Source organism: Bartonella sp. AP88HLJMH, assembly GCF_042195605.1.
Taxonomy (GTDB): domain Bacteria; phylum Pseudomonadota; class Alphaproteobacteria; order Rhizobiales; family Rhizobiaceae; genus Bartonella.
The window spans coordinates 1-23,504 of record NZ_JBHIOR010000019.1 but is presented as its reverse complement, the minus strand read 5'-3'; the positions used below and the strand labels follow the sequence as shown (position 1 = coordinate 23,504).

At 46.1% G+C, this 23,504-nt stretch carries 35 protein-coding genes; 33 read left to right on the top strand and 2 right to left on the bottom strand.

The genetic code is table 11. From position 1 onward, the window contains the following. Nucleotides 1–562: 562 nt before the first annotated feature. Nucleotides 563–1,081, bottom strand: coding sequence for a helix-turn-helix domain-containing protein (locus ACFIMA_RS08095; RefSeq protein ID WP_375613733.1), 519 nt, complete (start codon nt 1,079–1,081; stop codon nt 563–565). An 81-nt stretch (nt 1,082–1,162) separates the two neighbouring features. Continuing rightward, complete coding sequence (locus tag ACFIMA_RS08090) at nt 1,163–1,693, bottom strand: helix-turn-helix domain-containing protein (protein WP_375637247.1); 531 nt, start codon at nt 1,691–1,693, stop codon at nt 1,163–1,165. 151 nt (nt 1,694–1,844) lie between these two features. Here ACFIMA_RS08090 and ACFIMA_RS08085 point away from each other — a divergent pair, with 151 nt between their 5' ends. The 33 genes from ACFIMA_RS08085 to ACFIMA_RS07925 form a co-directional block, all read left to right on the top strand. Then, nucleotides 1,845–2,150, top strand: a complete 306-nt coding sequence (locus ACFIMA_RS08085) for a helix-turn-helix transcriptional regulator (protein WP_005864619.1) — start codon at nt 1,845–1,847, stop codon at nt 2,148–2,150. A 197-nt stretch (nt 2,151–2,347) separates the two neighbouring features. Then, entirely contained in the window at nt 2,348–2,746 is a 399-nt protein-coding gene (locus ACFIMA_RS08080; protein ID WP_375693308.1) for a hypothetical protein, read from the top strand. Further along, nucleotides 2,746–3,717, top strand: a complete 972-nt coding sequence (locus ACFIMA_RS08075) for a ParB/RepB/Spo0J family partition protein (protein WP_375632610.1) — start codon at nt 2,746–2,748, stop codon at nt 3,715–3,717. Before ACFIMA_RS08080 ends, ACFIMA_RS08075 begins: the two co-directional genes overlap by 1 nt. Next, the gene (locus tag ACFIMA_RS08070) at nt 3,714–4,172 is read left to right on the top strand and encodes a hypothetical protein (RefSeq protein WP_012232200.1); all 459 of its coding nucleotides are present in this window, start codon (nt 3,714–3,716) and stop codon (nt 4,170–4,172) included. Before ACFIMA_RS08075 ends, ACFIMA_RS08070 begins: the two co-directional genes overlap by 4 nt. Beyond that, a complete protein-coding gene (locus tag ACFIMA_RS08065) occupies nt 4,169–6,148 on the top strand; it encodes a transposase domain-containing protein (protein ID WP_375693744.1) in 1,980 nt (659 codons plus the stop codon). Before ACFIMA_RS08070 ends, ACFIMA_RS08065 begins: the two co-directional genes overlap by 4 nt. Before the next feature lie 196 nt (nt 6,149–6,344). Then, a complete protein-coding gene (locus tag ACFIMA_RS08060) occupies nt 6,345–6,524 on the top strand; it encodes a hypothetical protein (RefSeq protein WP_375632612.1) in 180 nt (59 codons plus the stop codon). After that, the gene (locus ACFIMA_RS08055) at nt 6,493–7,524 is read left to right on the top strand and encodes an AAA family ATPase (RefSeq protein ID WP_375647505.1); all 1,032 of its coding nucleotides are present in this window, start codon (nt 6,493–6,495) and stop codon (nt 7,522–7,524) included. The genes ACFIMA_RS08060 and ACFIMA_RS08055 overlap by 32 nt, the downstream gene beginning before the upstream one ends. Continuing rightward, nucleotides 7,521–7,784 (top strand): hypothetical protein, encoded by a 264-nt coding sequence (locus tag ACFIMA_RS08050; RefSeq protein WP_375630261.1) that lies wholly within the window; start codon nt 7,521–7,523, stop codon nt 7,782–7,784. The genes ACFIMA_RS08055 and ACFIMA_RS08050 overlap by 4 nt, the downstream gene beginning before the upstream one ends. Then, a complete protein-coding gene (locus ACFIMA_RS08045; protein ID WP_375630270.1) occupies nt 7,784–8,062 on the top strand; it encodes a hypothetical protein in 279 nt (92 codons plus the stop codon). Before ACFIMA_RS08050 ends, ACFIMA_RS08045 begins: the two co-directional genes overlap by 1 nt. After that, on the top strand, nt 8,046–8,669 hold the full coding sequence (locus ACFIMA_RS08040; protein WP_375613741.1) for a DUF3164 family protein: 624 nt from the start codon (nt 8,046–8,048) through the stop codon (nt 8,667–8,669). Before ACFIMA_RS08045 ends, ACFIMA_RS08040 begins: the two co-directional genes overlap by 17 nt. Before the next feature lie 10 nt (nt 8,670–8,679). Further along, nucleotides 8,680–9,297, top strand: a complete 618-nt coding sequence (locus ACFIMA_RS08035; RefSeq protein ID WP_375632615.1) for a regulatory protein GemA — start codon at nt 8,680–8,682, stop codon at nt 9,295–9,297. A gap of 6 nt (nt 9,298–9,303) precedes the next feature. Then, a complete protein-coding gene (locus ACFIMA_RS08030) occupies nt 9,304–9,711 on the top strand; it encodes a helix-turn-helix domain-containing protein (protein WP_375613743.1) in 408 nt (135 codons plus the stop codon). An 87-nt stretch (nt 9,712–9,798) separates the two neighbouring features. Beyond that, nucleotides 9,799–10,380, top strand: a complete 582-nt coding sequence (locus ACFIMA_RS08025) for a glycoside hydrolase family 19 protein (RefSeq protein WP_375613744.1) — start codon at nt 9,799–9,801, stop codon at nt 10,378–10,380. Then, nucleotides 10,377–10,664 (top strand): hypothetical protein, encoded by a 288-nt coding sequence (locus ACFIMA_RS08020; RefSeq protein WP_375612317.1) that lies wholly within the window; start codon nt 10,377–10,379, stop codon nt 10,662–10,664. The genes ACFIMA_RS08025 and ACFIMA_RS08020 overlap by 4 nt, the downstream gene beginning before the upstream one ends. Further along, nucleotides 10,657–10,995 (top strand): hypothetical protein, encoded by a 339-nt coding sequence (locus tag ACFIMA_RS08015; protein ID WP_375621660.1) that lies wholly within the window; start codon nt 10,657–10,659, stop codon nt 10,993–10,995. The genes ACFIMA_RS08020 and ACFIMA_RS08015 overlap by 8 nt, the downstream gene beginning before the upstream one ends. Continuing rightward, nucleotides 10,988–11,203 carry a hypothetical protein gene (locus tag ACFIMA_RS08010; protein WP_375613747.1) on the top strand — a complete coding sequence of 72 codons (216 nt, stop codon included), beginning with the start codon at nt 10,988–10,990 and terminating at the stop codon, nt 11,201–11,203. The genes ACFIMA_RS08015 and ACFIMA_RS08010 overlap by 8 nt, the downstream gene beginning before the upstream one ends. Further along, on the top strand, nt 11,200–11,514 hold the full coding sequence (locus ACFIMA_RS08005) for a DUF2730 family protein (protein WP_375607966.1): 315 nt from the start codon (nt 11,200–11,202) through the stop codon (nt 11,512–11,514). Before ACFIMA_RS08010 ends, ACFIMA_RS08005 begins: the two co-directional genes overlap by 4 nt. After that, nucleotides 11,511–11,867, top strand: a complete 357-nt coding sequence (locus tag ACFIMA_RS08000; RefSeq protein ID WP_375637064.1) for a hypothetical protein — start codon at nt 11,511–11,513, stop codon at nt 11,865–11,867. The genes ACFIMA_RS08005 and ACFIMA_RS08000 overlap by 4 nt, the downstream gene beginning before the upstream one ends. Beyond that, nucleotides 11,830–12,411: a phage protein Gp27 family protein gene (locus ACFIMA_RS07995; RefSeq protein WP_375679946.1), complete on the top strand. Its 582-nt coding sequence runs from the start codon at nt 11,830–11,832 to the stop codon at nt 12,409–12,411. Before ACFIMA_RS08000 ends, ACFIMA_RS07995 begins: the two co-directional genes overlap by 38 nt. Further along, a complete protein-coding gene (locus ACFIMA_RS07990; RefSeq protein ID WP_375693310.1) occupies nt 12,404–14,026 on the top strand; it encodes a hypothetical protein in 1,623 nt (540 codons plus the stop codon). Before ACFIMA_RS07995 ends, ACFIMA_RS07990 begins: the two co-directional genes overlap by 8 nt. A gap of 12 nt (nt 14,027–14,038) precedes the next feature. Continuing rightward, nucleotides 14,039–15,619, top strand: coding sequence for a DUF935 domain-containing protein (locus ACFIMA_RS07985; protein ID WP_375693311.1), 1,581 nt, complete (start codon nt 14,039–14,041; stop codon nt 15,617–15,619). Then, nucleotides 15,612–16,817: a phage minor head protein gene (locus ACFIMA_RS07980; RefSeq protein ID WP_375621656.1), complete on the top strand. Its 1,206-nt coding sequence runs from the start codon at nt 15,612–15,614 to the stop codon at nt 16,815–16,817. Before ACFIMA_RS07985 ends, ACFIMA_RS07980 begins: the two co-directional genes overlap by 8 nt. A gap of 414 nt (nt 16,818–17,231) precedes the next feature. Next, complete coding sequence (locus ACFIMA_RS07975; RefSeq protein WP_375674124.1) at nt 17,232–18,230, top strand: phage protease; 999 nt, start codon at nt 17,232–17,234, stop codon at nt 18,228–18,230. Further along, complete coding sequence (locus tag ACFIMA_RS07970; protein WP_375647520.1) at nt 18,227–18,568, top strand: hypothetical protein; 342 nt, start codon at nt 18,227–18,229, stop codon at nt 18,566–18,568. Before ACFIMA_RS07975 ends, ACFIMA_RS07970 begins: the two co-directional genes overlap by 4 nt. Nucleotides 18,569–18,580: 12 nt before the next feature. Further along, complete coding sequence (locus ACFIMA_RS07965; protein ID WP_375693312.1) at nt 18,581–19,546, top strand: capsid protein; 966 nt, start codon at nt 18,581–18,583, stop codon at nt 19,544–19,546. 15 nt (nt 19,547–19,561) lie between these two features. Further along, a complete protein-coding gene (locus ACFIMA_RS07960; RefSeq protein ID WP_375693313.1) occupies nt 19,562–19,984 on the top strand; it encodes a gp436 family protein in 423 nt (140 codons plus the stop codon). Nucleotide 19,985: 1 nt separating this feature from the next. Continuing rightward, complete coding sequence (locus ACFIMA_RS07955) at nt 19,986–20,480, top strand: phage virion morphogenesis protein (protein ID WP_375693314.1); 495 nt, start codon at nt 19,986–19,988, stop codon at nt 20,478–20,480. Then, nucleotides 20,477–20,998, top strand: coding sequence for a hypothetical protein (locus ACFIMA_RS07950; protein ID WP_375693315.1), 522 nt, complete (start codon nt 20,477–20,479; stop codon nt 20,996–20,998). Before ACFIMA_RS07955 ends, ACFIMA_RS07950 begins: the two co-directional genes overlap by 4 nt. Beyond that, nucleotides 20,995–21,588 carry a baseplate assembly protein gene (locus ACFIMA_RS07945; RefSeq protein WP_375693316.1) on the top strand — a complete coding sequence of 198 codons (594 nt, stop codon included), beginning with the start codon at nt 20,995–20,997 and terminating at the stop codon, nt 21,586–21,588. The genes ACFIMA_RS07950 and ACFIMA_RS07945 overlap by 4 nt, the downstream gene beginning before the upstream one ends. Before the next feature lie 12 nt (nt 21,589–21,600). Continuing rightward, complete coding sequence (locus ACFIMA_RS07940) at nt 21,601–21,801, top strand: hypothetical protein (protein WP_375620339.1); 201 nt, start codon at nt 21,601–21,603, stop codon at nt 21,799–21,801. Nucleotides 21,802–21,804: 3 nt separating this feature from the next. Then, complete coding sequence (locus tag ACFIMA_RS07935) at nt 21,805–22,191, top strand: GPW/gp25 family protein (RefSeq protein ID WP_375621649.1); 387 nt, start codon at nt 21,805–21,807, stop codon at nt 22,189–22,191. Further along, nucleotides 22,178–23,029, top strand: coding sequence for a baseplate J/gp47 family protein (locus ACFIMA_RS07930; protein ID WP_375693317.1), 852 nt, complete (start codon nt 22,178–22,180; stop codon nt 23,027–23,029). Before ACFIMA_RS07935 ends, ACFIMA_RS07930 begins: the two co-directional genes overlap by 14 nt. Beyond that, nucleotides 23,029–23,504, top strand: a 476-nt coding sequence (locus tag ACFIMA_RS07925) for a phage tail protein (RefSeq protein WP_375693318.1), incomplete at its 3' end; no start/stop codon positions are given. The genes ACFIMA_RS07930 and ACFIMA_RS07925, both read left to right, overlap by 1 nt.

Below are 23,504 nucleotides of genomic sequence, written 5' to 3'. Positions count from 1 at the left end.
CTTTAAAACTCTTTGAGAAAAAATAAATTGGTACAAAACCTAGTGGCAAAATATACAAAACCTGCTGGCAAGCTACACCTATTCCCGAATGTAGTTTGACACTAGGTTTTATACTAAGTGGGAAAAGGTGGGATTAGGTAGGAATACGTGATAATTTGTTGTTTTTATGTATAAAATTTAGCATTAAAAGCGCGTTTTGTCAAAATAGATTTTGACACCTAAAATTGTAAAAAAGAGCGAAAATCAGAAAAAAGTGCGTTTTCATGGTAAAAATGAGAGAAGGCTTTGAAAGGTCTTTGAAAACCCTGTGAAAAATTTTGAAAAGTCTGTGAAAGCCCAGAAAACCGCCTTTGAAGACCCTGTGAAAAAAATTCGGTAAATTGTGAAGCTCACTCCGAAATCAGCCCAAAATAACCAAAAAAGCAAAAAAGATTTCCATATATAAGTGGAAATCTCTAAAAATTGAGTAAAAAGTATTTTTTATCAATAATTTATATAAATTTTTTAATGTAAAAAGATTTCCACTTTCATTTTTCATTTTAGAGAGGCATTAAGCTGTATCTTATGTAGTTTCTGGATGTGCATTTTTAGCCTCTATTTGACGCTTTAAATGCAGTTTTAGAAGAGGTAAAATAAGCTCTACTTCTTCCGTGTCGTTGATGTCTTGAACAAGCTCTTGCAGTTTTCTATAAAGTTCCGCCGCGAGTTCCGCTATATCTTCAGGAGGGATTTTTATATTTGCATCGCGATAGGTTGTATAAGCTATGCGACCAAGCTTTTTCATGAGACCAGCAGGGATGGTAGGTGCTTTAAAACCTGCTGCTTTCGCTTTTACCATGTCACTAAACATTTCACCTTCGCCCGTAACGAGCCAATCTAAGGATATTCCACAGCGATCTTTATATATTCGCAGTATAGATGCAGGAGGCTCTCGTAAACCCGTTTCATAATTACGCATAGTCGTTTCGGGAATTTCAAAATGTCTAGCAAATTGCTTACGCTCTGTGAAACCAAGGGTGTGTCGTATTTCACGCAATCGTTTTGCTAGTTCTGTTTTAGGTTCTAGTTCGGGGCGTGCCAAAAATGCTCCTTATTTATATTGAGTCTCGTTTTAAATTACAGGATTTTAAAAAGAGATTCCCCCATTCATTTTAGAGTAGCATTAAGCCGTATTTTGTGCAGCTTTGGAGTGTTCTTTTTCAGCTTCTATTTGACGCTTTAAATGCAATTTTAGAAGAGGCAAAGTAAGCTCTATTTCTTCGCTATCGTTGATGTTTTGAACAAGCTCTTGCAGTTTTTTATAAAGTTCCGCCGCGAGTTCCGCTATATCTTCAGGGGGGAGTTTTATTTTAGCATCGCGATAGGTTGTATAAGCTATGCGACCAAGCTTTTTCATGAGACCAGCAGGGATGGTAGGCGCTTTAAAACCTGCTGCTTTCGCTTTTGCCATGTCACTAAACATTTCGCCTTCACCAGTGACAAGCCAGTCTAAGGATATTCCACAGCGATCTTTATATATTCGCATTATAGATGCAGGGGGTTCTTGCAAACCCGTTTCATAATTGCGCATAGTCGTTTCGGGGATTTCAAAATGTTTAGCAAATTGTTTGCGCTCTGTAAAACCAAGGGTGTGCCGTATTTCACGCAAGCGTTTTGCCAGTTCTGTTGTAGGTTCTTTTTCAGGACGTGCCAAAAAAATCACTCCAAATCCATTTTCGGTATTTACAAAAGCCGAATTTGGCATTATACATCTAATTACCGCCCGATATAGAGGGCAGATATTTTACAATTAACCCCACAAAAAACGGATGTGGGAGCATCCGTTTGAAGCAGGAGCGAAAGTTATGACAACCACACAAACATGCATCCAAGTATGGGATCGCCATAGTATTTTAGCCGAGCTACGCCGCCGTAACATGACCTTGGCGGAGCTCGCGAAAGCTTATCAACTCTCGTCATCCAGTGTTCAACACATTTGGACACGGTCTAACGAGAAAGCCGAACGTGCTATTGCCGATTTTATCGGTTTGCCCGTTGAGCAAGTATTTAGCGACCGCTACCCCAAAAGTCGCCGTCGCATTTTTAAAGCAGCAAAACATGCCAACACAGATTCGCGTGCGCATTCTGCTTTGCGTGGGAATGCTGCTTGAACTTCGTTACACGGCTTTGCGTTTTTGCGCATTTGCCATGAATTTAAATACCATAAGATAAAAAGGTTTATCAATGTCTAAAGATCAATACGAAATAGGCAAGATAAATTGCATAGAGTTGCATCATAGAACAGCCGTTTGGATGGGTTGGTTCTGGCGATTAGGGGGTTGTCATATTGTTTTTATAGGGGGTGGTTATGGTTGCTGCTTGTAATTTATGGACCCCAGATGTCAGAAACGATATCGTTAATCCTTATTCAGAAGTTGAACGTTTACAGGTGATGCTTTCCTGTTCTTTAAAAGCCGTGAGTAGTGGATTTAAGCATCTGCCGATCCGGTATATTATTGACCCTCCGCATGGCTTATTTGATGCGGCGTTAGCACGACAGATTGTTATTCATATTTTGCATTATCAGTTTGAGGTGCCACGGCGGCGTATTGTTGCGATACAGGCACGTCAGCGGACTTCTATTTCTCTATCACTGCAAGTGATTAACCGGCGTTTGGAAGAACCTGTATTTGCGAAAGCTTATCGAAGATGGGCGGGGCGTGCGATGGATTTGTTCTTTAAAGAGATCAGAAAGGTGGGGGCGTGATGGCACAGTTTCAAAAGCTTGCTCTTGATGTGATTGTGGTACCGGAGCGTATACGCCCTGTGGATGATGAGCATGCCAAGGCGCTTGCACAATCAATGGCGCGGGAGGGATTGATGAATCCGATTACGGTGCGCCATACCCCCAATGCTAAGGAAGGCAATTATACGCTTATTGCTGGTGCACACCGGCTTCGTGCTGCTGAGCTTTTGGGCTATAGTGACATTGATGCGGTTGTGGTGCAGGCTGATAAGGACAATGCCGCGCTTTTAGAAGTGGCAGAAAACCTCTTTCGCAATGAATTGTCTGTTATTGACCGTGCGCTTTTTGTCCAGACTTACCGCGAATTGTGGGAAAAGAAGTATGGGGAGATTAAGGTTGGTCGAAATAAAAAATCAAAGGTGCAAGTTGCACCTTTGATCGGTGGTGAGACAGATTTTGAGAAATTGGTGCAACTTGCACCTATTTCTCAAAGGGACAGCAATGCAACTTCAGATCACAATAAAATCGGGTGTGAAGGGGATAAAGTGGCAAAGGTGCAAGTTGCACCTTTGCCAAATGATGGTGACTTAAATGGCAAAAGGACAGTTTTATCTTTTGCCAAACATGTGGCGGACCGCATTGGTTTTTCTCAAGATGTTGTAAAACGTCTTAACTGTATTGCCCAACATCTACAGCCAGAATTACGCTCTGTTTTGCGGGGGACAGCATTGGCGGATAATCAAGCGCAATTGTTGAAGTTGGCGAAGATGGAGCCGGTTGCGCAACGGCGGGTGGCGATTGCGCTCCAACAGGTTGATGGGGATTTGAGGCGGGCTGTTGATTTGGTCAATGGGGTTAATACGCCGCCGCAAATTAATGAACAGGAACGGATTTTTGCCCAATTATTGGGTGTTTGGCAGAGGGCCGATGCGCAGACAAAGGCGCGGTTTTGTGATTATCTTGCAAGAGAACGGGGGGAGGTGCTGTCATGAAGAGGCATGGTTGCGGGCAGCTTGATTTTTTCCAAAAGCCGGTTTTTCCCTGCCGCGAACCCGTTGCGCAGATTGATTTAGGGCGGTTTCGCTCACGCATTAAGCGAGCGATGGCGCGGGCTTTGAGAGAATGCCGGCATGAGCGCAGTGTGATTGCGGAGCGTATGGCGCATTATTTAGGGATTGGGTGTTTAAGTAAGGCGAGTTTGGATGCTTATGTGGCAGAAAGTAAGCAGGTAGATATTTCCTTGCCGCGTTTTAAGGCATTTGTGCGGGCGACAGAGGCATTTTGGCTCTGGGATGAGGTGGTGAGTGAAGATGGATTGTTGCTGTTGCAAGGGGATGAGGCACGTTTAGCAGAGATTGCGCGGCTTCAGCAGGAACAGCGGGAGATTGCAGCGCAATTGAAAGCCATGCGCGCAACGCCGGTTCGCATTAAAAGGGGGCAGCCATGAAGGAATGGTTTAGTATTGCCGAATTGGCTGAAGCAGCTTTGCCAGGGTTGCCGAAAACATATAAAAGTCTTGAAAACCACGGACGGGCATATTGGAGAAAAAACTCTGAACTTTCGAGGAAAGTGGGAGGAAAAACCAAGCCGGTTTGGGAGTATCACATCTCTTTATTGCCGGAGGGGGCACGGGCGGCATTGTTGGTGCGGTTTGGTGGGGCTGTTGATGTGAAACAAACGCAAGGGGAGCAAAAGGCAAGTATTTGGGTGCGTTATGAGGGGCTTTCAAAGGCGCATAAAAGGCGCTGTGAAGAGCGTTTGAAGGCACTTTGCTTTTGGGAAGATTTGCTCCATGCCGGTATGGGGGTGCATGATGCGGCAAGTTTGTGTGCTGTGCAATTTGGTGTGAGCCGGATGTCGCTTTTTAATTGGCGGCAGATGGTTGAAGGGTATGAGCGCCCTGATTGGTTGGCAGCTTTAGCGCCTTGTTATGGTGAGGAGAATGTTTCGCAATTTGCGCCGTGTCATGAAGGGGCGTGGGAGGTTTTTTGTTCGGATTATTTGCGCCCCTCTAAACCTGCTTTTTCGGCATGTTATCGGCGCATGGTTTCGGTGGCGCAGGAGCGGGGTTTTGAGCCCATTCCTTCAGAGCGGGCTTTGCGGCGTCGTTTTAAGGCGCAAATTTCCAAAGCGGTTGTGGTTTTAGCGCGTGAGGGAGAAGAAAAGGCAAAAAAGCTTTATCCAGCCCAACGGCGTGATCGCTCGAGCCTGCATGCATTGCAAGCAGTGAATATGGATGGACATAAGCTGGATGTTTTTGTGAATGTTCCTTGGACAGAAAAGCCTGTGCGGCTTTATTTGATTGCCATTCAAGATCTTTATTCGGGCAAGATTTTATCGTGGCGCTTATCGGATGCTGAGACTTGGGAAATCGTTCGTTTGGTGATTGGGGACATGGTGGAAGCTTATGGGATACCGGAGCGTATGACCTTGGATAATGGGCGTGCCTTTACCAGCAAGTGGATTTCTGGAGGTGTGCAAAATCGTTTTCGTTTTAAGATTAAGCCGGATGATCCACAAGGGCTTTTGACGAGTTTGGGGGTGCAATTGCAATGGACCACTCCTTATAGCGGACAGTCTAAACCGATTGAGCGGGCATGGCGTGATCTGGCAGAAGCGATTTCCAAACATCCCTTTTGTGCAGGGGCTTATACGGGCAATAAACCGGATGCCAAGCCTGAAGATTATGGCAAGCGCGCGATAGGATTTGAAGCGTTTAAAGCCCATGTTGGTGCGCAAATTTGTGCACACAATGCGCAAGCAGGGCGTAAGGCGGTTAATTGTGCGGGGCGCAGTTTTGATGAGACCTTTACTGAGAGCTTGCAAGCAGAGGGGACGATTATTCGGCAAGCAACGGCGGCACAACGGGCTTTATGGCTTTTAACCTCTGAGGCATTGCGTGCGCAAAAGGGTACGGGGGAGATCCATTTTTATGGCAATCGTTATTGGGCGCGGGCGTTGAATGAGCATGCGGGGCAAAAAGTGATTGTACGCTTTGATCCGGATAATTTGCATCAGGATTTACGGGTTTATGATTTGAACAATCGGTTGCTTTGTTTGGCACCATGCCTTTGTGATGTAGGTTTTTATGACCAGCAGGCGGCGCGCTTGAATGGGCGTTTGCGTAAAGAATATGTGAAGGCTGTTAAAGCAGAAAAACAGTTGGCAGCAAAGCTTGCACCTGATCACTTGGCCGATGTTTATGGGCGCCTTGAGAAAAAGGATGAAGCGTTCAAATCGAAGCTTCCGATAAAGCCAAAGGTGAGCCGCTTGATGCCAAACAATGTGGGGAATTTAGCTTTGAAAGCAGACGATGATGAGGCTTTGGGGGAGGAAGAATTCAGTCAACACTTGCATAAAGCTTTGAGAAAGCTTTCGGCGTCTGATGAGGGGCGTGAGGTGATCAAGTTTCCCAAGCAATAGAATAAGGAAATAGGAAAAGAGAGGGGGGATTATAAGAATTCTCAAAAGGAAGCTGGTTTTGTATCGCGTATCAGCTTGAAGCGTTAACAAAGAAAGGGGGGAGGAATCTTAATCCTTTAAAAGTCTAATCAATACATGAAGTTTCTAGGTGTCTTTGCCTGATCAGGTGAGATGCGTGGAGTTAGCAAGTTCCCTGATGTGTGAGAAAGAACCAAGGGGAATTTGTCAGGGAGCCGTTTTAGTATCGCGTACGGCTTTAAATGTTCATTCTAAAGACAAAAGAAAGGGGCGGGTGGGAGCCCTTCCCCTTTCGCAGTCTAAAATCAATACAGAGGGGAATATACATGAAAAACGCGATAAATGCAACGGTCGATAAAAATCCTTGGGCGCGACCTAAAATCCAGCCTAATGGAACAGCACAAAACCGCAACAGTGATGACATTGCTTTATGGAATGAGCTTGTGGATTCAGTGAGAGCTTTGGGGCAAATGAATGATTGGTCGAAAGCAGAGGTGGCACGGCGCATAGGGATGCCGGATGGGACGTTTTCGCAATGGTATGCAGGCAGTTATGCGGGGCAATTGGGTAAGCAAAATGCAAAGGTTCAACAATGGGTTGAGGTTTTAAAGGAAACGGCGGGGTTTTTGGAGAAGATCCCTGAAAAACCAGCCTTTCAGAGGAATCGAATTGCCAGTGAGATCATTGATACTTTAACGCTGGCACAAAGTACGGGGGATATGGTGATGATTACGCTTGATGCGGGCAGTGGCAAGACCGAAACTTGCCGCCATTATCGCTCTACCCGCCCGCATGTTTATCTGGTGACAGCCAGCCCACATACGCGCAGTGTTCACGGTATTTTGAATGATATGGCAGCAGAATTGGAAGTGGTGGAATATAATCCCACCCGCTTAACGCGTGCGATTGGTAAGAAATTAGAGCGTGTTGGTGGCGGAACATTGTTGATTGTTGATGAAGCGCAAAATTTAACGGATGAAGCGATTAATCAGTTGCGCCATTTTGTTGATATTAATGGTACGGGGCTCGCTTTGGTTGGGAATGATGAGATCTCGGGGCGGTTGGTTCATCGTCAAAATGGTCCCTCTTATGCGCAAATTAAAAGCCGATTGGCGATGCATCTGAAACGGCGCAAGCCCTATAGTGAGGATATTGCTGCGCGCATTCATGATTGGGGGATTGAGGATGTTGGTGCGATAAAGTTTTTGACAGGGATTGGCTTAAAGGCTGGAGCTTTGCGGCAAATTGACAAAACCATGATGTTGGCACGCATGGCAGCGCTTGGAGATGGGTGTGAGGTGACTTTGAAACATGTCAAAGCGGCATGGAAAAACCGTGACGTGGAGGAATTGGCATGATCTCTTTATGCGACAAAGAATTATCCGATACGCTTGTTGGTCTTTATGACGATTATCAATGCGGTTTTGATATTGGAGAAAAGCTTAAATTGTGTGTTGATTTGGCGTTATTGCTTGAATTGGAGTTGAGTGTTCACCGTTTGGGGGAAGCGGATGCGGTTTTGGAAGCTGAAGTTGCAGAAGTTTTGGCTGAGTGTGACAGCTCTGATGCGGATGAGAGCAATCGTGTGATTTATATGGATTTTGGAGGCGGAAAATGATGGAACGGAACCCTTATATGGTGAGAGATAGCTTGATTGCTTTGCGCTCTGCCTTTTTACAGTATGAGGTGAATGGCATTTTTATGCATGGACAAGATGTTCGAGAATTGAATGAGTATTTGCGTCGTTTGGCAGGCTATAACCACGTTTTAGGTCATGAGCTTATGCGGTGTCGTTGGCAAATAAAAGCGGGATGTGCGCCTTCTTCAGGGGATGTTGTGCCATTTCGTCGGTTTCAAAAAACACAGGAGGAAGTTGGTGATGAATCCACAAATTGAACTTGAAGGTACGCGTTATATGAAGGATGCGAAAGGGGCTTTGGTGCCGGTAAGTTTGATCCGCCCTGCGGATTTGTTAGAGGATGAAACGGTGCGCAAAATTATGGGTTTTGCGAAAGAGTTATCGGCAAGGATTGCACGTTTTAACAACCATACGATTGCGGATTTGAGTGATTTTGATAGCTTGCTTGCGCAAGAATATGGTGTGGAGCGGCGTGGCAAAAAGGGCAATTGTACTTACACAAGCTTTGATGGTTTGCAACGTATTAAGGTGCAAGTTCAGGAAAGTGTTGATTTTGGACCGCAATTGCAAATTGCCAAAAGCCTTCTTGATGAGTGTTTGAATGAATGGTCTGCGGATGCACGCCCTGAAATCCGTGCGATTATTACGCGTGCTTTTAATACGGATAAAGAAGGCAAGGTGAATCGGGGCGAGATCTTTATGCTGTTGCGTTTGGATATTGATGATCCACGCTGGAAAGAGGCGATGCGTGCCATTCGTGAAGCGATCCGTGTGACGACATCTAAGGAATATGTGCGTTTTTATGAGCGCGATACATTAGAAAGCGCTTGGCGTGCTGTGACCATTGATCTGGCGAAGACATGAGGGGAGGGAGATGTCTTTAGCTGTCCTTCATATGGGAAAACGCGCGTTAGGTCTTGATGATGAGACCTATCGCGCACTGCTCTATCGCTTGACAGGCAAGCAATCGGCGAAAGATTTGAATTTTTCAGAAAAGCACTTGGTTATCGCTGAAATGAAAGCGTTTGGTTTTAAGCTGAATGGGAAGCGTTTAGAGGGTAAATATGCTAAGAAGCTCCAGGCGCTTTGGATTGCTGGGTGGAATCTTGGCATTATTCGTGATCGTTCAGATAAAGCGTTGCTTGCCTTTGTGAAAAGACAGACAGGGATTGATCATATTCGCTTTTTACGCGATAGCGATGATGCATGCAGAGCTATTGAGGCATTGAAAGGTTGGTTGCAGCGTGAGGGTGGGGTTGACTGGAGAGGAAAAAACCGCGAAGATTCATGGAGGAAGAAACCAAGCATTTCCATTTTGTGTGCCCAATGGAAGTGTTTGAATCCCGATGCTGTGTTTGATGTGGAATCTTTTCATCAAAGTGTTATGGCGTTAAGTGGTAAAGCTTTTGGTGAGATGAGTGGGGGCGACTTTAGAGAAGTGATGAATGTTTGGGGGCGGAAAATCCGTAAAGGTGTTAAAAGCGAGGGGTAAGCATGTATGCAAGAGGAAATCTATAGCGATTTTCCTGCCTTATTGCGTGAAATAGCTGATGTTGCGGGCAGTGAAGCAGCATGGAATATGATGCGGGCTTTTGGTGGACGAGAAGTTTATATACCCGGGCGTCTTGAGAGTGCGGATTGGTTGATTGAAATTGTTGGGTTTGAAGAGGCGCAGCAACTCATCAACCATTTTTGTTTTAATGGTTCGGGTGTGCGCCTTCTTATCCCCCTTGGCAGAGATGCTGAACGGCGGCAAAAAATGGTGCAAGCGTTGCAAAAAGGCTGGTCGGTTGATGCTGCAGCTGCTGTTTCTGGTATGCATGTGCGCACAGCCTATCGCTTGAAGAAGAAAATTTCTTCAAAAGAACCACAAGGTTTATTATTTCCAGAGTTTTATGAGTATTGAGAGTTTTGACTGACAGTGTCAGGCTTATATTGGGGGTTTGAAATCCGATAAACTGCGCATGGATTTTTATGCATTGAGTGGTTTGTTATGGTTTCAATAGATGCTTCTTTTCTTCATCGCCTTGCGCCTAAATTGGCGCATCATGCGCGCCAAGATTTTATTATTGTTGAAATGGCACGCGTGTTGCCTAAAGCTTTATCTTATGGGGCACTCACAACACCGTTGCGTATTGCCCATTTTTTAAGCCAATGTGCCCATGAGAGTGATGGCTTTTTTACCGTTTGTGAATATGCCTCAGGGCGCGCTTATGAGGGGCGGCGTGATTTAGGCAATGTCAACCCTGGGGATGGGGTGCACTTTAAGGGGCGTGGTTTGATCCAGTTGACGGGGCGCAATAATTATCGTCGTTTTACGAAGTTTTGGCGCTTAGTCGATGAACAAGCGGTTGATTGTGAGGCATTTCCGCAAGAGCTGGAAAAGTTTCCAGCAGCGCTTTGGTCTGCTGTTTGGTTTTGGCAAATGAAAGGCTTGAATAGGCTGGCTGATCAAGATGATTATTTAGGGATTACCAAGGCGATTAATGGGGGAAGAAATGGACTTGTGCAACGTTTGATTTATTTAAACCGCGCCAAAAAGCTTTTGGGACTTGGAGGCGAGGTAAAGGCATGAAACCTTCTTATCGTGGTTCTAGGCTCTATTTATGGTGGTCCTTTTGGTTTGCTTGGGGGGTTATTTTTTTGCTCGTTTCTGGTGGTTTGTGGGGGGCTCCGCATATTGTTGATATGGCGAGCATTTCTATTCCTTCGATGGTGGCGATTATTGTTGGCAATCTGGGGGTGCATCGTGGCTTTGGCTCGTTGGATTTTTCTAATAGGAAACATTCCCATAAGCGGCATAGCAGCTCCTATGATGGGGTGGAGATAACGAGGTGGGGAGATAAAAGCAATGTTTAGCCCTGTTTCAAAACTGTCTTTTGGTTTGTTGTTTTTGGTCAGTGTGATGTTGGCGGCTTTTGGCTTTATGAAAGCGCAAATTTTAAAAGCGGAAAAGGCGCGTGATTTGTATTGGCAGTTGGAGATTGCCAAGGCTTCAGCACGTGCACTGCTTGTACAAGAGCGACAAAGACAAGCAGCGTTGGAAGCTGAGCATCGAGCGCAAGGGGTGATTTCGGCTTTGGAACAAAAGCTTACAAAAATGGAGGAAGTCAATGCAGTATTGCCAACTACTGGCGGTGGCATTGGGCTTGAGCGTGTGCGCTTGCTCAACACACAAGCCGGTGGGTAGCCTTTCTTATCATTTTTTATCGGTTGAGTTGCCGCCTGTTGTTCGCATGGCGTGTGCCCGCCCAGCTTTATTGCCAGAGCGTGCTTTGAATGCGCGTGAAGTGGTGCACTATTGGGGGCGTGATCGTGCTGCTTTATTGATTTGTGAACAGCGCAGAAAAGCTGCGGAGCGGGCGATTTTAGGCAAAAGAGAGGGGACTTTTAAGTGAATTTGGATATCAGTGTTGCCAATGGCTGGTTGTCTTTATTGTTATCGGTTATTGCAATTTGTGGGGTTTTGAGAGCCTATTTTTCTTCAGGTGCGCGGGAAATGCTGAAAGATATCACGGCGCTTAAAGAGCGTGTGCAAAAGTTAGAAACAGAGATGGACTTTTTGCCTGATCGTGATGCGCTGCAAAGATTGGAAGTGAATATGGAGAAATTGAATGGTCGTCTCAACACGCTTTCTGCACAATTACAACCGGTGGCAGCCATTGGTGAGCGCTTGCAAGAGTTTTTGTTGGAGAATGCCAAGAAATGAAAGCAGATATGGATAAAATCATCCGTGAAGAAGCGCGGTTGATTATTTTAAAAGGGCTTGCTTGTGAGCGCAGTGAAACTTTATCGAGTGCGATGATTGAGCGGCTTTTATACAGTTATGGCATCAGGCGCGATCGCGATTTTGTGCATAATGAATTGGCATGGATGGAAGATCAAGGTGCTGTCACATTAAAACAGGTGGGTTCAGTTTTTCTTGCAGCGTTAACAGAACGGGGAGCGCGTCATTTAGACCGGAGCTTTTCCATTGAGGGGATTAAGCGGCCTAAACGTTCATCAATAAAAGACGAGGTGAAGGATGCGCAAGGTCGGGCGTGGACGTTTAACGGCGATTGATTTATTGCCGCAAGCTTGTGATCAAATTATTGCTGCTGCTGCTGAGGCTTTAAATGGGCGTGAGAAGACGCAAATGGCTATTTATGGTGAGTTTAAAGCGGCTTTGAAGGCTTTACGAAAGGAAACGGGTCTCAGCTTTTCTATTCCCTCTTTTTCCAGTTTTAATCGTTATTCTTTGCGGCTAGCCGTGATGTCAAGGCGCCTAGAACAGACAAGAGAAATTGCAGCAAGTCTTTCCAAGCGTTTTGATGCCAAAGCTTCTGATAATATCACTCTTTTGACGGCGGCAGCGATTAAGGAGTTGATTTTTTCAACGTTGAGCAGTGGGAAAAACCTTTCGCCAAAAGCAGCACAAGAATTAGCCAATGCGCTCAAAGGGGTTTTGGCGGCTGAACATTTATCGACCACCAGACGGCAAAGATTAGAGAAGGATTTTACCACTAAAGCAAGTAAAGCGGTTGATGTGGCAGCAGCGGCGGCGGGGCTCTCAGAAGAAACAGCGCGGGCTATACGTGCGCAGGTGTTGGGGGTTAAAAATGGCTGAACAGCCCTTTTCAAAAAGTCATGTCTTTGATCATCAAAGTGGCTTTGATATTTGGCAGAAAAGTACTTTTCCCAAAGAGAGTGATCCCTTAGCGGAAGGCGTTTTGATGGCGCATCAACGGGCATGGATTGAAGATAAGTCCCCGTTAAAACTGGTTGAAAAGGGGCGGCGGACCGGCATTACTTTTGCAGAAGCTTTGGATGATACACTGATTGCGGCGGCAGCACGTGAAGCGAGGGGCGATAATGTTTTTTATATTGGTGACACCAAAGACAAGGGGCGGGAATTTATTGGCTATGTGAGCAATTTTGCTTCGGCAATTACGAGCCATAGTGGGGATGTTGAGGAATTTTTATTCTCTGATCAAAGGGCGGATGGGTCAACAAAATATATCTCTGCTTATCGGGTGCGTTTTGCTTCGGGGTTTCGGGTTGAGGCGCTTTCTAGCCGCCCTGAAAATATTCGCGGACTACAGGGCATTGTGGTGATTGACGAGGCGGCGTTTCATCAAGATGTGCGCTCTGTTTTGGATGCTGTCAATGCTTTGCTCATTTGGGGAGGAAAAATCCGTGTGATCTCCACCCATAATGGTGTGCTCAATCCTTTCAATGAATTGATCCGTGAAGCACGAGCAGGCAAAGTGCCTTTTTCGGTGCATTGTTACCCCTTTGGTGTTGCTGTTAAAAATGGCTTGTTTAAACGGGTTTGTGCGATGAAGGGGGAGGTGTGGAGTTTAGCATCTGAGCAACAATGGGAAGAGCAAATTCGTGCCTCTTATGGGGTGCGTTTGGCTGCGATGCGCCAAGAATTAGATGCCATACCAGCCGATCAAGAAGGGGCGGCTTTAACACGTTTGCAGATTGAAAATTGTTGCGCGCCTGACATTGCAGTGTTGCGTTTTGCTTGTGTGGATGATTTTAAAAATCAATCGGAACATCAACGAAGTCAAGCTGCTTTTGCTTGGTGTGAGAAGCATATAAAACCTCTTCATATTGGGCTTGACCGGCGGCGCCAACATGTTTTTGGTGTTGATTTTGCGCGGAGTGGCGATGCGACATCGATTGTGGTGATGGAGGTGGGACAAGATTTGGTGCGCCGTGTCCGGTTTATGGTGGAATTGCGCAATACGCCGTTTGATCAACAAAGAGAGATTTTATTTTATGGGGTGAATGGTTTGCCGCGTTTGATGGGCGGCGCGTTAGATGCGCGGGGCAATGGGGCTTATTTAGCCGAAAAAGCGGCGCAACGTTATGGGGCTTGTGTGAAGGAAGTGCCCTTGTCACAAAGTTGGTATGGCAAGGAAATGCCGGCTTATTTAGAAGCTTTTGGGGATGGGACGATTGTTTTGCCGCGCGATAGTGACATTGTTGCCGATCATCAAGCGCTTGCTTATGTCAATGGCATTGTGAAAATTCCAGACAATCATCGTTTTAAAGGCAGTGATGGTTTTATGCGCCATGGTGATAGCGCGATTGCTTGCGCTTTGGCTTATTTTGCCAGCCGCCAAACTCCTGAAATTTATGATTATACACCTGTGAGAGAGGCTTATCGTTTTGATGAAAGCTCGCTCTTTTCAACGCCTTTTTTTTCAACAATGCGATCAAAGATTTATTGATGGGATGATGAGATGGTAAAACTTTTAGATCAGTGGGGCAGGGCGCTTAATATCAAAGGGTTGGAGCGAGAAGTTGCAAGCCCTACCGTTGGCGGTGTTCGTGATGTATGGTCACAAACCATTGTCAGTGGTCTGACCCCTGCGCAACTTGCTGATATTTTGCAACAGGCAGCACGGGGGCATCCAGAGCAGTTTTTTCAACTTGCCGATGATATGGAAGAGCGTGATTTACATTATCGTGCTGTGCTTGGCATGCGTAAAAATGCTCTCACAGGGGTGGAGCCTGGAGTGATTGCCGCAAGCAACAGTGCACAGGACAAAAAGATAGCAGATGCGGTGCGGGAAGTGATTAGTGCGCCTACTTTTGTTGATGATTATGTCACGGATTTGTTAGATGCTTTGGGAAAAGGCTATGCGGTTGTTGAAACTTTGTGGGACAAGAGTGCCAAGGAATGGTGGCCGGTTGCTTGGAAATGGCGTGACCAGCGGTTTTTTCAATTGGATCGACGGGATGGCTTTCATTTGCGTTTAAAAGAAGAGGGGTCTTTTAATGGAAGTGAATTGCCTGCTTATAAATTTTCTATTCACAGACCCAAGTTGAAAAGCGGTTTGCCTATTCGTTCTGGGCTTGCGCGGCTTGCAGCTTGGGCTTTTTTGTTTAAATCTTATACCTTAAAAGATTGGATGGCATTTTTAGAAGTTTATGGCATGCCTTTGCGTGTGGGTAAATATGGGGCAAGCTCTTCTCATGAGGAGCGACGGGTTCTCATTCAAGCGGTGCGTGATTTATCCAGTGATGCGGCAGCGATTATTCCCAAAGAAATGGAGATTGAATTTATTGAAGCGGCAGGGGGCAGTGGCAATGCGGTTTTTGGTGTCAAGGCGGAATATTTAGATCGGCAGATTTCTAAAGGTGTGTTGGGACAAACGATGACGACGGATGATGGTTCGTCCTTTTCGCAAGCGCGCATTCATGAAAATGTGCGTCATGATATTGCCAGAGCTGATGCACGCCAATTAGCTTTAACGGCCAATCGTGATTTGATTGCGCCTTTTGTTGAGATTAATTTTGGGCGCCAAGAGCGCTACCCCCTTGTCTATTGGCCGATTTCGGAAAATGAAGACATTAAAGCGATTAGTGATGCGCTGGAAAAACTTGTGCCCTTAGGTTTGCGTGTTGGGGCGCAAGAAGTGCGCAATAAGATTGGTTTTTCGCAACCAAAAAAGGAAGAGGATATTTTAAAGGCTCCTGATAATGCGCTTGATGATGAGAGGGGAGAAAAGGCTCATGTTTGTGCTGATTGTGGAGGTGTTTTTGATGTTTCTGTGACAAGAGAGAGCAAGGGTGCAAAAGAGAAGGGTGGGAAACATCACGACGAATTGGACCGGCTTTCTGAAGAAGCTTTAAGCGACTGGGAAGAGGACTTAGAACCCCTTTTAGAGCCTTTTAAAAAGCTTGTGAGAGAAGCAAAAAGTTATGAGGATATCCTAAAAGGCTTAGATGAATTGCTTGGTGAGATGGATCATCACGCATTAGCAGCGCGCTTGGCAAAAGTACAAATGATTGCACGTGGGCTTGGGTATCATGGATGAGGAACTTTTTAAAACCGCCCCCAAAGAGGTCACTCGTTATTTTGAAGCCAAGGCACTTGTTCCAAGCTTTGATTGGCGTGATATAGCACCAGAAGAACATGCCTTTTCCTTTACGGTGGCAAAATCGCTAGGCTATGACATTTTGGATGATTTTAAGCGAGCGGTTGGAGAAGCCATAAAACATCAAGTTCCTTTTCAAGATTTTCAAAAAAATTTGATGCCGATTTTACAGGAAAAGGGTTGGTGGGGTAAAAAGACCAGCATTGACCCCAAAACTGGTGAAAAGAGCGTGGTACAATTGGGCAGCCCACGGCGTTTAGAAACGGTCTATTGGGCCAATACCATGAGTGCGCATGCGGCAGGTGAGTGGGAGCGCACACAAAATAATAAAGAATTTTTGCCCTATCTCACCTATGCTTTGTCAAGTTCAGAACATAAGCGTTTAGAACATGAAAGTTGGGTGGGGTTTACCGCACCCGTTGATGATCCGGTTTGGGATTGGCTTTATCCGCCCAATGGCTGGCGGTGTAAATGCAGTGTGCGACAGGTAAGCCGTTATGAAGCAGAAGATTTAGGCTATGAAGAGGGGGCAGAGCCACTTCATGTTGAAAAGCAGGTTTGGCACAATAAGCGGACGGGGAAAGTTGAGAAGATACCAAAGGGCATTGATCCTGGTTGGCATTTGAACCCTGGGAAACATCGCGCGCAAAATTTAAGCCGTTTTTTGAGTGATAAAATTTCTGTGATGGGGGACAATGACAAACGCATTGCCATTGAAGATATTGTGGGTTCGCCGCTTTTGGAAGCGATGTTTGAAGGACGTATGCCTCGCGGGTTTATACCCATTGCACCTATACCACAAAAGGTGCGTGATGTTTTTGCAGCGGAAAATTCTCTTATTCGCTTATCCGCAGACAGTGTGAAACATATTTTGTTAGAGCATCAAGCGCGTGATCTTCGCTTGGATGATTTTCGTGGCGCCATTCAAACACTCATTCGCCCCCATGGTGTTATTAGACGAAAAGATGCACAGAGTGTTGTGTTTTTGGGTGAAAATGGTGGGGCATGGTGGCGCTTTGCAGTCAAATGGGTAGCAAGCAAACAAGAGTGGTGGCTTATCTCGATGCATAAAAAGAGCTTTCGCGAAATTCAACGTTTGTTAAACGCCGCTGAAAAGAAGGATGAACGGTTGTTGTAAAGAGAACACCGAAAAAGATCTGCTGGCTTTTGTGAAAAGAGAAGGCGTGGAGGGCGGTCAACTCCTCACAGATCCGGCAAAGCCGCCCTGGCATAACTGGCTCACGCCTCGCAGGTAATCTAACAGTTTCAACGTTCAAAAGCAATCTTTAAAAAAACGGCTTGAGAGAGGCTTTTTTTGTATAAGACGATAATTGTACCTCTCACTTCACAACGGCGCTCTATCGCCTTTGAAGTGCCTTTGAAAACGATTTTATGGGATGGTTTGGCACGGGGGTTTCTCTCACAAGGAGAATAATAGGGAAAAGAGTGCTTTTTTGAGAAATGCTCTTTTGACTGACAGTGTCAGACTTATAGTGGGAGTAAGTTTCATGCATTGTATTGCCAATGACAATTGTAAAGCAATAGGCAATGTATGGAACAGGAATTTCACGAAGATCAAAAAGATGGGGATGCAGAAACATTTCATGCTGCGTTAATAGATCTTTGCCAAGACGCTACCGTTAGCCAAGCGCCTGAATGGGTAGAGCTTTTGCCCAAAGCGCCCCATGTGAAGGCACGTGATGGACGAGAGTGGCATTATAACCCGCAAACTATTTTAAAAGCCTTTGCAGCCAATAAAGGACCGCTTGTGATTGATTATGAGCATGGGCAACATCACCGTGCGAGAAATGGTTTAGAAGCACCTGCCAGTGGCTGGATTGAAGAATTAGCAGAGCGGGATGGTGCGATTTGGGGGCGTGTTAAATGGACCGATATGGCCGCTAAAAAGATTGTTGCCCGAGAATATCGCTATCTTTCGCCTGAGTTTCGCCATTCTAAGAAAGGTGAAATTTTAAATTTAGCCGGTGCTGGTTTGGTGAACCGTCCAGCCCTTGTCATGACGGCTTTAAGCCGTGAACAGCCTTCCCCTATAACTTTGACGGAGAAAATGATGGATTTGACAGCCATTGCCAGTGCACTATCGCTGGCAGAAGATGCTAAAGCGGATGAGGTTTTAGCAACGCTTAAAGCGCGCGAAAAGGAACGCGTAGAATTAAATGCCCAATTAACAAAAGCGCGAGAAGATTTAGCGCTTTTGCAAGAAGAGCAAAAAAACAGTGCCATTGAGAGTCTTTTAGATAAGACCATTGAAGAGGGTAAGATTTTGCCGGCTGCTCGCGAGGAATATCGTGCGCTCTGTAGCCTTGAAGGGGGGATGGAACATTTTAAAAGTTTGGTCGAGAAGTTGCCGGCGCTTGCCTCAACAAGCCCTCTAGAAGTGTGTGCCTTAGCACAAGAACCAAAGCTTGCTCCAGAAGAGGTTGCCCTTGCGGCACGTCATTATCAGGAAGAGCAGAAGAAAAAAGGCTTCGACATCACCATTAGCCAAGCGGTTGAGTATATTAGCGAGCAAAAGGAGCGCCAATCATGAGTACGATGATTTTAATTAAATCTTTTCGCGCTGGAGATGTGATCTCACCTTATTGCATTGTTGCAGCCCGCGGTGAGGGAATGGTGGCAATGGCTTCTGGTAAGGGTGATAAATTATTAGGGACTGCTGGGTCTTGTGAAGCCAAGGCTGGTGAGATGATTGATGTTGGCCAATGTGGTTGGGGCGAAGTGGTTTGTGGAGGCAATGTTTCCTTTGGTGATTTTTTGACCTCTGACCCAAAGGGGCACGCCATAAGGGCAGAAGCAGCAGATCGCACCATTGGTATTGCCATGAGTGATGGTTCTGCTGGTGATGTTATTTCTTTTAAAATTAATTAATCGAGGCTTAAAATGAACAGACCTTTTCCCATTGATCCAACACTCACCGCTATTGCTATTGGTTATCGCAATCCAGCAGGTTCTCTTATTGGCGATAAAGTTTTGCCACGCGTTTGTGTTTTAAGTGAGGTGTTTAAATATAGTGAATTTCCCTTAGCGGAAAATTTTACCGTGCCTGAACTTGAAGTTGGGCGAAAAGGGCGCCCGAATGTGGTGGAATTTTCTGCCTTTGAACGGGAAGCCAGTGTCAAAGATTACGGACTTGATGATCTTATCCCCAATTCAGATATTGAAGCAGCGGCACGGGCACGGGCGGAGCGACGCTCTCGTTATAACCCCGAAAAGACAGCTGTAGAGGGACTTGCCAATTTGCTAGAATTGGGGCGTGAAGTGCGTGTTGCAGCTCTTGTGCAAAGAAGTGAAAATTACGCACCAGAGCGGGTGATGACGCTTAAGGGTGAAAATAAATTTAGCGATTATGAGAAATCTGACCCTTATGCCACTTTAGATGAGGCGATGGATAAAAGTCTCGTCTATACGCCCAACACCATTGTGATGGGCAAAGTTGTTTGGTCAAAACTCAAACGTCATCCCAAAATCATTAAAGCTGTTAAAGGGGGTGGCACTGCTGATGGTTTTGTCACCAAGGCGCAATTTGCTGATCTGATGGAAATACACCCCGATCGTTTACTCATTGGTGAATCGCAAGTGAATTTGGCACGTAAAGGGCGTTCGGCACAATTGGCACGCGTGTGGGGCAATAAGATTGCACTGCTTTATATTGACCCTACCAAACAACAGGCAGATGGTTCGGTGATCAGTTGGGGTTTTAGCGCCCAGTTGGGCGAACGTTTGTCTGGAGTGATCCAAGATCCAGATATCGGCTTATCAGGCGGCAAACGGGTGCGTGTGGGGGAACGCGTGTGTGAATTGGTTGCCGCAAAAGATGCCGGTGTTTTGTTGCAAGAAGTTGTCTAAGGGAAACTTTTAAACATGGCTTATGCAAGCAAAACATTGATTGAAGAGCTCTGGGGTGATGACTTCTTGGATGATTTGTGTGGGATGGATGAGAACTCTGATCCAGTTTTTTCAGAGCAAGCCATTGCCCGCGCGCTCGAACAGGCAAGTGGTGAGATTGATGTGCATTTGTCTCATCGCTACTGCGTCCCCATTGCTGGACAGCCGGCGGCTCTGGGTATGATCTGTGTCAATATTGCTGTTTATAATTTAGCCATACGCCATACGGCACTGACCACGACTATTGAAGATCGTTACAAACAGGCGGTTGAACTCTTGAAACGCATTGCGGAAGGCAAAGCGGGTTTAGGCATAGATGAGCCTAAAGTTATGAGCGAAGATGGTCCCGTGCGTGATGGGGCTTTTTTCCATGCTAAGCCGCGTTTGATGGGAAGGTAACATGTCTGTTTTAACCCATATTGAGATTAAAGAGACAGGGCTTGAAGCGGCTTTATCCTTTTTACAAAAGGGCGCTGATCGCTCGATGGGGACTTTGGCACAAGGGGTTGGGCGTCTTATCCAAGAGAGCACAAGGCGGCGGATTCAAAGCGAAAAGACCTCTCCCCAAGGGGAGAAGTGGAAAAACAATTATGCCCGCACCTCCATTCTTTATGCCAGTGGGGCGCTTTCACGCTCCATTGATATGAAAGCTTCACCAGAACAGGTGATTGTGGGCTCTGGGTTGGTTTATGCGCGGATTCATCAATTGGGTGGGGTTATTCGCCCGAAAAATGGCAAGACACTGCGCTTTTTTCTTAAAAGCGGCAATGCACACCGCTTTGTTTGTGTGCATCAAGTGACCATGCCCGCACGCCCTTATTTGGGGCTTTCAGAGCACAATAAAGTGGAAATTGTCAAAGCGGCAGAAGACTGGCTGGAAAGGGTCTTTTCATGAGTCAAACGATCACACAAGCAGGGCGCATTAATCAGTTTCGTGAAGCGGTGATAAGAAGCCTTAAAGGCGCTTTACCGGATGTGCGTGATTGCGGCTGTCAATTTGGACGCTTTAATTTAGAAGAACTTGAAACACAAATGCTGGTGGCTCCAGCAATACGGGTTGCGGTGTTAGAAAGCCGTTTGAATCCTGTAGCAAGTGGACACATGAGTGCTGATCTTCATTTAGGGGCTTTTATTATTACCACAGGTAAAGAGCGTGATGTTTCCAGTTGGCTTTTAGCAGAAGCCATTGCGGTGCTTTGTCATAGCGGGCAATTGTGGGGACTAACGCATTTGAGTGCCCCGCGTGAGGTGCAAATTGAACCGATTATCTCTGCGGCGATTAAGCAGCGTGGTGTATCGATAAGCGTGGTGGAATGGCACCAAGATTTGCATCAGTTGGGACGAGATATTTTTTGTGATGAAGGACAACTCAAAAGTGGTTTGATTTCATGGGACAATGAGGTGGGGGCATGAATGATGCGCATTTGTTGAGTGACACCTTGCGGCAAATCATGAAGCGTCTTGATGCGCTTGAACGCTGTCTTGCCAACCAGCACATGATTGGGCGGGTTGCAGAAGTTGATGGTCATAGGGTGCGGGTGAAACTTTCCGAACAGGGTTCTAATGGACAAGCGGTTTTATCGCCTTGGCTCCAAGCGCAAGAGGCTTCTGGCGCTCTCTCAAGCAATATGCCCCTCCATGTTGGTGATCCGGTGCGGTTGTTAAATCCCCATGGCGAAATTGGTTCTGCCTCTCTGGTGGTGCGCGATAGCTATAGTGAGGATGCGCCTAATCCCGCACGCTCTTTCCAAGAACTTGCTCTGTGTTATGCGGGTGGCGCTTTGCGTATCACGAAGAATGAGCTCATTCTCTCCCATGGGGAAAACCAAATCCATTTGAGTGAAAAAGGTTTGGTGCTTTCTCATCAATCAACCCGTGTTGAATTAACGGGCAGTGTGCATATTCAAGCAGAAGATTTGCAGCACAATCAAAAATCTGTTGGCGCAAGCCACAAACACGGTGGGGTCAAAATGGGTCCCTCCACAACCTCTTCCCCTCTTTAAAGGAGTTTTATCATGCGTGAGAACACTTATGTTATTTTAACCAATGCCGATTTTGTTGCAGGCAAGCGTTCACCAGGCAAGGGTGAGGAAATTTGTTTAAGTGAGGAAGCGGCTAAATATCCGTTGCTGCTTGGTCAGATCGCTGAAAAACCAGCCCCTGTTGTTGCTGCGGCCCCAACGGTCTCTACCACAAAGACAAGCAAAGGGGCTTAAAGCATGCGGTGCGGGATGAGCGAAAAGGATGGCTCTCTCTTGTATGGCTTTGCGCATTGTCAACAGTCACTTCGTAAATGTCTGACGACAAGAATTGGGACACGGGTTTTGCGTCGTCATTATGGATGTGATGTTGGAGCATTCCAAGATGCCAATGCTGATCCTGCGACGATGATGCAGCTTTATCAAGCAATTGTTGAAGCACTCGATGATCCAGAGTGTGGAGAGCCTGGGTTTTCGTTGCAGAGGATTGATCTGACAAAAGCAACGCGTGAAGGCACATTCCATTTTGTTTTAACGGGTGTTTTTTATCCCAATGGGCATTTGGGGGATTGGTCACACCAAGAGCCAATGAGCATCAATTTAGAGGTTGGTGATGACAGAGCTTGAACCTTTTCCTCTCCCACAAATTATTGAAGAGCTTTCTGTTGAAGCAATTTTAGAGCAAAAGATCACGCGTTTGACTGAGCTTTTTGCGGCGCATCATATTCCTTATAATGTGGAAAAGACGGCTTATGATCCCGTGGTCATTCAATTGCAAGCGTCCGCTTATGAAGAGTTGCTATTGCGCCAGCGGATCAATGAAGTGGCGCGGGATAATTTACTCACATTTGCGCGTGGAACAAGTTTAGACCATTTGGGGGTTTTTCATGGGGTCACGCGCCTTTTGGATGAAGATGATGAGCGGTTTCGCCGCCGCATTCGCTTGAATAGACAAGGACATTCCACAGGGGGCACAGCGCCACGTTATCAATATTTTGCGCTCTCCAGTGATATCCATGTCAAAGATGCTTTTGTTTATCGTGTGGGCAAAAGCCCGATTATTCATGTGGCTCTTTTTAGTGATAGCCCATCAGGGGTGGCAGATGAAGCTTTAATTGCCAAGGTGCAAGCCGCCCTTGATGCCCCCCATGTTAAAATGACCAATGACCACATCCTTGTGAAAAGCGCGGTACAGCGGATGATCAATGTTTCTGCTGATTTTTGGTTGTTACCGGATGAAGGCTCCTTTGTTTTGGAAAGAGCGGAGCAGAATTTAAGAGCAGAATGGGCGCGTGCGCAAAGGCTTGGGCGTGATTTGTCTTTAAGTTGGATACTAAGCCGCTTGATGGTTGAAGGCGTTCACCATGTAAACATAACGCAACCTTGTGAGGATATTTTGGTCGCACCGGATGAAGCCGTCGCACTAGGGGATATTGTCTTGTCTGAACGGGGGCGTGCTTATTGATGCTTTCCTCACTTTTGCCCCCAAATTCGAGCTTGTTTGAACGTTGTTTTGCAGAAGCAATGGCTCTTGACCCTCACGTTAAAATGGCACTCGAAGAAATACCCCGCGCGAAATTTATTACGCGTCCGCCTTCTTGGTTGCCCTTTTTAATAGACGAATATGGCTTACAAGAATTAAACCCTTATTTCTCTAACCTTTATGATTTAATTGATCAGGGTCTTGCATGGCAAAATATTCGCGGCTCCCTTGAGGCAATAGAGATAGGGCTTGAATGGTTAGGGATTTCGGCACGCTTTCAACCCGCCTGGACGGGGCGAGCATGGTGGAACTCCTTTCAACTTGATTTTGATCAGTTGCCTGAACGCAAAAGCCTTGAAGCTATTGAAGCAATCACAGATCTTTCCAAAAGTTTGCGCTCTGATTTTCGCCGTGGGACCTATGGTTATGATGTGCAAGCTGTTGAATGCAATATGTC

Coding starts and splice junctions, on each gene's coding strand:
- ACFIMA_RS08065 (WP_375693744.1), top strand. CDS start 4,169: ATGAAGGAATGGTTTAGTATTGCCGAATTGGCTGAAGCAGCTTTGCCA.
- ACFIMA_RS08075 (WP_375632610.1), top strand. CDS start 2,746: ATGGCACAGTTTCAAAAGCTTGCTCTTGATGTGATTGTGGTACCGGAG.
- ACFIMA_RS08080 (WP_375693308.1), top strand. CDS start 2,348: ATGGTTGCTGCTTGTAATTTATGGACCCCAGATGTCAGAAACGATATC.
- ACFIMA_RS08045 (WP_375630270.1), top strand. CDS start 7,784: ATGGAACGGAACCCTTATATGGTGAGAGATAGCTTGATTGCTTTGCGC.
- ACFIMA_RS07940 (WP_375620339.1), top strand. CDS start 21,601: ATGCGTGAGAACACTTATGTTATTTTAACCAATGCCGATTTTGTTGCA.
- ACFIMA_RS07945 (WP_375693316.1), top strand. CDS start 20,995: ATGAATGATGCGCATTTGTTGAGTGACACCTTGCGGCAAATCATGAAG.
- ACFIMA_RS08040 (WP_375613741.1), top strand. CDS start 8,046: ATGAATCCACAAATTGAACTTGAAGGTACGCGTTATATGAAGGATGCG.
- ACFIMA_RS07950 (WP_375693315.1), top strand. CDS start 20,477: ATGAGTCAAACGATCACACAAGCAGGGCGCATTAATCAGTTTCGTGAA.
- ACFIMA_RS07965 (WP_375693312.1), top strand. CDS start 18,581: ATGAACAGACCTTTTCCCATTGATCCAACACTCACCGCTATTGCTATT.
- ACFIMA_RS08060 (WP_375632612.1), top strand. CDS start 6,345: ATGTGTGAGAAAGAACCAAGGGGAATTTGTCAGGGAGCCGTTTTAGTA.
- ACFIMA_RS08085 (WP_005864619.1), top strand. CDS start 1,845: ATGACAACCACACAAACATGCATCCAAGTATGGGATCGCCATAGTATT.
- ACFIMA_RS07970 (WP_375647520.1), top strand. CDS start 18,227: ATGAGTACGATGATTTTAATTAAATCTTTTCGCGCTGGAGATGTGATC.
- ACFIMA_RS08035 (WP_375632615.1), top strand. CDS start 8,680: ATGTCTTTAGCTGTCCTTCATATGGGAAAACGCGCGTTAGGTCTTGAT.
- ACFIMA_RS07935 (WP_375621649.1), top strand. CDS start 21,805: ATGCGGTGCGGGATGAGCGAAAAGGATGGCTCTCTCTTGTATGGCTTT.
- ACFIMA_RS07955 (WP_375693314.1), top strand. CDS start 19,986: ATGTCTGTTTTAACCCATATTGAGATTAAAGAGACAGGGCTTGAAGCG.
- ACFIMA_RS08020 (WP_375612317.1), top strand. CDS start 10,377: ATGAAACCTTCTTATCGTGGTTCTAGGCTCTATTTATGGTGGTCCTTT.
- ACFIMA_RS08050 (WP_375630261.1), top strand. CDS start 7,521: ATGATCTCTTTATGCGACAAAGAATTATCCGATACGCTTGTTGGTCTT.
- ACFIMA_RS08055 (WP_375647505.1), top strand. CDS start 6,493: ATGAAAAACGCGATAAATGCAACGGTCGATAAAAATCCTTGGGCGCGA.
- ACFIMA_RS07960 (WP_375693313.1), top strand. CDS start 19,562: ATGGCTTATGCAAGCAAAACATTGATTGAAGAGCTCTGGGGTGATGAC.
- ACFIMA_RS07980 (WP_375621656.1), top strand. CDS start 15,612: ATGGATGAGGAACTTTTTAAAACCGCCCCCAAAGAGGTCACTCGTTAT.
- ACFIMA_RS08015 (WP_375621660.1), top strand. CDS start 10,657: ATGTTTAGCCCTGTTTCAAAACTGTCTTTTGGTTTGTTGTTTTTGGTC.
- ACFIMA_RS07990 (WP_375693310.1), top strand. CDS start 12,404: ATGGCTGAACAGCCCTTTTCAAAAAGTCATGTCTTTGATCATCAAAGT.
- ACFIMA_RS08070 (WP_012232200.1), top strand. CDS start 3,714: ATGAAGAGGCATGGTTGCGGGCAGCTTGATTTTTTCCAAAAGCCGGTT.
- ACFIMA_RS08025 (WP_375613744.1), top strand. CDS start 9,799: ATGGTTTCAATAGATGCTTCTTTTCTTCATCGCCTTGCGCCTAAATTG.
- ACFIMA_RS07930 (WP_375693317.1), top strand. CDS start 22,178: ATGACAGAGCTTGAACCTTTTCCTCTCCCACAAATTATTGAAGAGCTT.
- ACFIMA_RS07995 (WP_375679946.1), top strand. CDS start 11,830: ATGCGCAAGGTCGGGCGTGGACGTTTAACGGCGATTGATTTATTGCCG.
- ACFIMA_RS07985 (WP_375693311.1), top strand. CDS start 14,039: ATGGTAAAACTTTTAGATCAGTGGGGCAGGGCGCTTAATATCAAAGGG.
- ACFIMA_RS08030 (WP_375613743.1), top strand. CDS start 9,304: ATGCAAGAGGAAATCTATAGCGATTTTCCTGCCTTATTGCGTGAAATA.
- ACFIMA_RS08000 (WP_375637064.1), top strand. CDS start 11,511: ATGAAAGCAGATATGGATAAAATCATCCGTGAAGAAGCGCGGTTGATT.
- ACFIMA_RS07975 (WP_375674124.1), top strand. CDS start 17,232: ATGGAACAGGAATTTCACGAAGATCAAAAAGATGGGGATGCAGAAACA.